We start from the raw sequence: 6,649 nt of genomic DNA, 5'->3' as shown, positions 1-6,649 counted from the left end.
GTGGCCGGAGCCGGAGGCGTCGCTGTGCTGGTGGCGGCCGCTGTGCTGATATCGGCTGCTTGGCTCGGCGGGGTAGCCGGAGCCGGAGACGTCGCTGTGCTGGTGAGGGCCGCTGTGCTGATGGGGACTGCCGGGCTGGCGGTCGCATCGGTGGGACCGGGCGGGCCGGCGGGTGCGGTTGTGGCGACCGGTGGCTGGGTTTCGGCTGCCAGCTCGGCCAGGCGCTGCTTCTCTCGGCGTAACCAGAGCAGTTTGAAGCCGTGGCGCTGAGCGAGTCCCCACTTGCGGCGGCACTCGTGCTCGCGCCGGAACGCGTCTTTCTCGGGTGACCATTGCGCGAGAGGGTGCGATCGCGCATGGCTTTCATCTGTTCGCGGGAGAATAGTCCGAGCTGTTGGTATCGCATGACCAATTATCCCGCCGACCGCTCGGAAAGGCCATCCGCGAACCGATGTCGATCGTGCCAAAGTCGCGGGAAAAAATGTTGGTTCGCGATGAGGGATTCCGTGTAACGTTCGGAGTGAAAGGCTCGGAACCGTACAAGCGCAACCCGGAGCACTCGGCGCGACCACGCGCTACCTGACCGTGGAGAGCCTGCCCGGCCAAAGCAGCGTGAGTCGGGGCAACCAGCGCGACTCGGCGTTCCTCCCGGGCCTGCCGCCGGCCAGCGCGAGCCGGGCGCGGCGCCGGGCTGGTCGTTCGGCGGGAGCTGGGCGTGGCGCTGGGCCGGTGGTTCGACGGGAGCTGGGCGGGGTTGCTGGGCCGGTGGTTCAGCGGGAGTTGTGCGCGGCGCCGGGGTGGTCGTTCGGCGGGAGCTGGGTGGGTCGGTGCGTCGGAGTTGGGGCGGGGTGCCCGAGCGGAGCGTCCGGCGTGGACGAGCGTGCTCGGGCAGCCCGGCAGTGGAGGGGGTCAGGAAGTTGCGCGTTCGGCGGCCTGGACGGCGTTGCGGAACAGCATCGCGACCGTGGTGGGGCCTACGCCGCCTACGCGGGGCGTGATGGCGCCCGCTACCTCGGCGCAGGACTCGTCCACGTCTGGCAGGAGGCGGCGGCCCTCGTAGCGGACGCCGGCGCCGATGACTGTGGCGCCTGGGCGTACGTGTTCGGGCTGGATGATGCCGGGGACGCCGGCGGCGGCGATCAGGATTTCGGCGCGCTGGGTGTAGCGGGGCCAGTCCTTCACGCCCGTGTGGACCACCGTCACCGCCGCGTTCGCGGTGGGGCGCTTCTGGGCCAGCAGCATCGCCAGTGGGCGGCCCAGGGTCGCTCCGCGGCCCAGGATGACCACCTCGCGGCCGGCTACCGGGATCTCGTAGTGGGCCAGCAGGGCCTCGATGCCGGCGGGGGTGCACGGGAGCGGGCCGGGCATGCCCAGGGACAGGCGGCCCATGTTCAGGGGGTGCATGCCGTCGACGTCCATGTCCGGGTCGAGGGTCTGCAGGGCCGCGTCGTAGTCCAGGTGGGCCGGGATCGGGTACTGGATCAGGACGCCGTGGACGTTCGGGTCCTCGTTGTAGGTGGCGATCACCGACTCCAGGTCCTTCTGGGTCGCGTCGGCCGGCAGGTGCTCGTGGGGGGACTCGAAGCCCAGTTCGGCCGCCTGGCGCTGCTTGATGCGGATGTATCCGGCGCTCGCGTCGTCGTCGCCGACCAGGATGGTGGCCAGGCTCGGGGTTACGCCTCGGGCGCGCAGGCGGGTCACGCGGTCGGCTACGTCGGCTAGGACGGCCTCGGCCACGGGGGCGCCGGGCAGGAGACGGGCTGAAGGCATGGCTGACTCCGCAGGCACGGGTGCCCAGGCGGTCGACTCCCCGTGGCGAGCGCTCCCCGATGGTTGACCCATCCTCTGTGCCGCCAGTCGCGTTCGTACGACAAGCATGCCAGAGGGAACTTGTGACAGTTGTGTGTAGGACACCGCATCGAAACCTCTTGGCGGATGCGCCACGGCGCCACGCCGATAGACTTTCCCCCCATGAGCGAATCCCTCCCCGCCTCCGACGGTCTTCTTTCCGGTGTCACCTCACCGGGTGACCTCAAGCGCCTCAGCCCCGACCAGCTGACCCTGCTGGCGGCGGAGATTCGCGACTTCCTGGTGGCCAAGGTGTCGCGGACCGGTGGTCACCTCGGGCCCAACCTGGGTGTGGTCGAGACCACTCTGGCCCTGCACCGGGTCTTCGACTCGCCGCGCGACCGCGTGCTCTTCGACACCGGGCACCAGGCGTACGTGCACAAGATCGTGACCGGGCGGCAGGACGGCTTCGACATGCTGCGGCAGCGGGGCGGGCTCACGGGTTATCCGAGCCGGGCCGAGAGCGAGCACGATCTGATCGAGAACTCGCACGCGTCGACCGCCCTGTCGTACGCGGACGGTCTCTCCAAGGCTTTCGCCCTGCGCGGTGAGGACCGGCACGTGGTCGCCGTCGTCGGTGACGGCGCGCTGACCGGTGGCATGTGCTGGGAGGCGCTCAACAACATCGCCGCCGCCAAGAACCGGCTGGTCATCATCGTCAACGACAACGGCCGGTCGTACGCGCCGACCATCGGCGGGCTGGCCGACCACCTGAGCACGCTGCGGCTCAACCCGGGCTACGAGCGGGTGCTCGACCTGGTCAAGGACGCGCTGGGCAACACGCCGGTGGTGGGCAAGCCGGTGTACGAGGTGCTGCACGCGGTCAAGCGCGGCATCAAGGACGCGGTGAGCCCGCAGCCGATGTTCGAGGACCTGGGCATCAAATACATCGGTCCGGTCGACGGGCACGACGTCCAGGCGATGGAGTCGGCGCTGCGCCGGGCCAAGGGCTTCAACGCCCCGGTCATCGTGCACTCGGTGACCCGCAAGGGCTACGGATACCGGCCGGCCGAGCAGGACGAGGCCGACTGCCTGCACGGGCCGGGCGCCTTCGACCCGCAGACCGGCGCGCTGACCGCCAAGCCGTCGGTCAAGTGGACGCACGTGTTCTCCGAGGAGCTTGTGAAGATCGCCGACGAACGGCTGGACGTGGTCGGCATCACCGCGGCCATGGCCGAGCCGACCGGCATCGCCGAGCTGGCCCGCAAATACCCCGAGCGGGTGTACGACGTGGGCATCGCCGAGCAGCACGCGGCCACCTCGGCCGCCGGGCTCGCGATGGGCGGCCTGCACCCGGTCGTCGCCGTCTACGCCACCTTCCTCAACCGCGCGTTCGACCAGGTGCTGCTCGACGTGGCGATGCACGAGCTGCCGGTGACCTTCGTGCTCGACCGGGCCGGCATCACCGGGCCGGACGGGCCGAGCCACTACGGCATCTGGGACATGAGCGTCTTCGGCGCCGTGCCCGGCCTGCGGATCGCCGCGCCGCGCGACGCCGCCACCCTGCGCGAGGAGCTGCGCGAGGCGGTGGCGGTCGACGACGGCCCGACGATCGTGCGGTTCCCGACCGGTTCGGTCGCGGCCGACCTGCCCGCGGTGCGCCGGATCGGCCAGGTCGACGTGCTGCGCGAGGACGAGCGCAAGGACGTGCTGCTGGTCGCGGTGGGCTCGTTCGCGGCCCTGGCGATGGATGTCGCCGGCCGGCTGGCCGAGCAGGGCTACGGCGTCACGGTGGTCGACCCGCGCTGGGTGCGCCCGGTGCCGATCGAGCTGGCCGGCCTGGCCGCGCAGCACCGCCGGGTGGTCACCGTCGAGGACGGCATCCGGGCCGGCGGCGTCGGTGACGCGGTGGCCGCCGCGCTGCGCGACGCCGACGTGGAGGTGCCGCTGCGCGACTTCGGCGTCCCGGCCGGTTTCCACCCGCACGGCTCCCGGGGCGAGATCCTCGCGTCCCTCGGCCTGACCGCCCAGGACATCGCGCGCGAGGTCATCGGCTGGGCCTCGCGGCTCGAGGCGGACGCGGAGCCCGCGCAAGCCTGATTAAACGCTGAAAAGCCGCGGAACGGATTCTGACCGGGGCGACACCGTTATCTGCTCGTTACCTTTGAGGTATGAGCGTTGCCGGCAACACGGTGATCATCGACCTCGGTCTTGATCGGGGCGAGCCTGAGACGTACGGCTCACCCAGCCGTTCCGCGTTCCCGGGCTGGTTCCCCGCGGCCGTTCTGGCCGTGCTCGTCCTGTTCACCGCGACCGCGTCGGCCCAGCCGGCCAAGTCGCCGATCCGGCAGGTCTTCAGCCTCCAGATCGGCCCGGCCGACGCGTACGCGATGAGCGACGACGGCCAGCTCCTGGCCCAGACGTTCGGGCTGCTCAGCTCGTACGACCTTCAGTCCGGCCGAACCCTGTGGGAGGCCGGGCAGTCCACCCCGGCCTACCGCCTGCGCCTGGGCGGCGGCCTGGTGTTGATGCGCCCCTGGAACGCCGGCACCAACGACCCTGGCACCACCGCCGTCTCGGTGACCGACGGGGTGTCCCGCTGGACCCGCGCCGGTCAGGTGGTCACCGTGGCCGGCTCGCCCACCCTGCTCGCGGTCACGCCCCGGCGCAGCCAGTCCGGCGCCGGCCGGCGCGTCGAAGGGCCGATCCAGGCGGTCGACCCGATGACCGGCCGGACCCGGTGGACCGTGCCGGTGCCGGGCAGCGCCGTGCTCACCGGACTGCCCGGGCCGGGTGACGCCGGCACCCGGATGCTGCTGGTCCACGACAACCGCACGATGGAGGTCCGCGACCTCGTCACCGGCGAACAGCTGGTCAGCCGCCAGGTGCCGCCGGCCGACTACGATCCGGCCAACCCGGCCGTCGTCAGTGGCCTGATCCTGCTGCGGCACCCCGGAAACCCCGGCATGGAGATCTCCGCGTACGACCCGGAGACGCTGCGCAACGTGTGGACCATGCCGGCCGACGGCGCGTACGACATCCAGGAGTGCGGCCTGCTGGCCTGCCTGAGCGGGCCGGACGGGATGCGGGCGATCGACCCGTTCACCGGCGACGTGCGCTGGCGGCAGCCCGAGTGGCGGGGCCTTCAGCGGTTCGGGGCGATGTACGTCGCGTACGGCTCACCGGAGCACACCTCGACCCTCGGCCTGATCGACCCGGACGCCGGAACGCTCCAGGTCGACCTCACCGGCTGGCGCCCGGTCACCGGCAGCGGCCTCGACGGCCACCTGCTGGTGACGCGCTCGGTCGAACCGGGAAGCCGTACCATGGTCGCCGTCGCCCGGCCGGGTGAACGCCGTCCACGGCTGCTGGCCGATCTGCCCACGGGCACCGGCGACTGCCAGTCGGCGCCGAGCCGGCTGGTCTGCCGCACGATGTACGGCCAGCTCGTCGTCTGGGCGTACGGCCTGAAGGGTTGAGCATTGGCGCTGATCGAGCTGGACCTGACCGCCCAGCCCGACCCGGCGCCCAGCTCGCCGCCACCCGCCCACCGTTACCGGCTCGGTGGCCTGATCCTCGCGGCCGTGCTCGTGATCGCCCTGGGCGCCTCGGTGCCGGCCGAGCCGGTGCTCTGGCGCTATCTCGGCTCGGTGCCGGTCACCCGCGGCCTGGACGAGCCGTTCGAGCTGGCCGGCGGCGGCGTCTACACGATGAACGTGATCGGGCACGGCCGCGACGTGATCGCGTGGAGCCTGGCCGAGCCGCCGCGGCAGCTCTGGAAGACCCGCTATCAGCTGCCGGAGGAGAACCCGGACGGTCTCGGCTACGGGGGCTTCCACCTCGACCAGGCCGGCGACGTCGCCCTGAGCTCGCACGGGCCGATCACGACGGTGCTCGACCGGCACAGCGGTCAGGTCCGCTGGTCGGTGCCGATGGGGGTGGCCCCGCTGGCCGGCGGCCGGATCGGGCTCGTCCAGGAGCCGCGGTTCCGGCCCGGCACGGTCTACGACCAGAAATCCGGCGACCCGGGCCCGATCTATTTCACGGCCACCGGTGAGCCGCATGTGCAACCGCCGACCCGCACCGACCTGAGCGGCGTCGACCTCTACACCGGGGCGAAGGTCTGGACGGTCAGCGCCGCCGGTGCGGTCGTCGCCACCGTCGCGCCCGGCGATCGGCCGGCCGTGCTGCTGCTCACCTCGGACGGGCTCGAGCGCATCGACGGCGTCACCGGGAAGGTGCTCCGCCGGACGGCCCTGCCCGAGGTCGAGGGGCGGTCGCCGATGAGCGGGGAACTCGTCGGCGACCAGATGATGATCTATTACCACAACACCGACGGCTATCTGGCGTACGAGGCCGCGTACTCACCGGAGACCCTGGCCGCCGCCTGGACGCGCCCGGTGCCGCAGGTCATGGTCCAGGCGGCCGTCTGCTCGGGGCTGACCTGCGGGAACACCCCGTCGGGGCTGGAGGTGCTCGACCCGGCGACCGGCCGGCCGCGATGGCGGGCGCCCGCCAGCGTCGATGTGACCCGCTACGGCCGCTACGTTCTCGAGACGGAGAACCAGAGCGGAGAGCCCGTACGCCTCGTCGACCTGGCGACCGGGGCCCCGCGCGCCGACCTGTCGGGCTGGCGGGCCCAGGTGCCCGCCGCGGCCGGCCAGCCGATCGTCCTGCGGCGCGGCCTGGAAGGCGGTGTGAGCGAGTTCGGGCTGGTGGACGCGCCGCGCGGCCGGGTCCAGGTGCTCGGCACGACCAGTGTGCCGATCAGCGACTGCGCCTCCGACGCGCGGCACATCGTCTGCCGGGCCGAGGACAGCCTGCGCATTTGGGCATACCGCGGCTAGCCGCCGGGAGCGCA

Annotated in this window: 4 protein-coding genes and 1 riboswitch; of the genes, 3 read left to right on the top strand and 1 reads right to left on the bottom strand. The window is 72.0% G+C overall.

The genetic code is table 11. The annotated features are described in order from the left end of the window. Positions 1-909 precede the first annotated feature (909 nt). The gene (locus ACGFJ7_RS01235; RefSeq protein WP_360241506.1) at positions 910-1,770 is read right to left on the bottom strand and encodes a tetrahydrofolate dehydrogenase/cyclohydrolase catalytic domain-containing protein; all 861 of its coding nucleotides are present in this window, start codon (positions 1,768-1,770) and stop codon (positions 910-912) included. Between the two features lie 15 nt (positions 1,771-1,785). After that, a riboswitch (ZMP/ZTP riboswitch) is annotated at positions 1,786-1,871 on the bottom strand. A 100-nt stretch (positions 1,872-1,971) separates the two neighbouring features. On the opposite strand from ACGFJ7_RS01235, the gene dxs reads away from it, so the two are divergent. From dxs to ACGFJ7_RS01220, 3 genes are all read left to right on the top strand, one after another. After that, the gene (dxs, locus tag ACGFJ7_RS01230; RefSeq protein WP_360241503.1) at positions 1,972-3,888 is read left to right on the top strand and encodes a 1-deoxy-D-xylulose-5-phosphate synthase; all 1,917 of its coding nucleotides are present in this window, start codon (positions 1,972-1,974) and stop codon (positions 3,886-3,888) included. Positions 3,889-3,959: 71 nt separating this feature from the next. After that, complete coding sequence (locus tag ACGFJ7_RS01225) at positions 3,960-5,267, top strand: PQQ-binding-like beta-propeller repeat protein (protein ID WP_360241500.1); 1,308 nt, start codon at positions 3,960-3,962, stop codon at positions 5,265-5,267. 3 nt (positions 5,268-5,270) lie between these two features. After that, complete coding sequence (locus ACGFJ7_RS01220; protein ID WP_360241497.1) at positions 5,271-6,635, top strand: PQQ-binding-like beta-propeller repeat protein; 1,365 nt, start codon at positions 5,271-5,273, stop codon at positions 6,633-6,635. Positions 6,636-6,649 lie beyond the last annotated feature (14 nt).

It is taken from the genome of Actinoplanes sp. NPDC048988, from assembly GCF_043197815.1.
Lineage (GTDB): Bacteria > Actinomycetota > Actinomycetes > Mycobacteriales > Micromonosporaceae > Actinoplanes.
This window is presented reverse-complemented; position numbering and strand designations above follow the sequence as displayed.

Excerpts from the sequence above, each read along its gene's own strand:
- dxs (WP_360241503.1), top strand. The coding sequence starts at position 1,972 with ATGAGCGAATCCCTCCCCGCCTCCGACGGTCTTCTTTCCGGTGTCACC.
- ACGFJ7_RS01235 (WP_360241506.1), bottom strand. The coding sequence starts at position 1,770 with ATGCCTTCAGCCCGTCTCCTGCCCGGCGCCCCCGTGGCCGAGGCCGTC.
- ACGFJ7_RS01225 (WP_360241500.1), top strand. The coding sequence starts at position 3,960 with ATGAGCGTTGCCGGCAACACGGTGATCATCGACCTCGGTCTTGATCGG.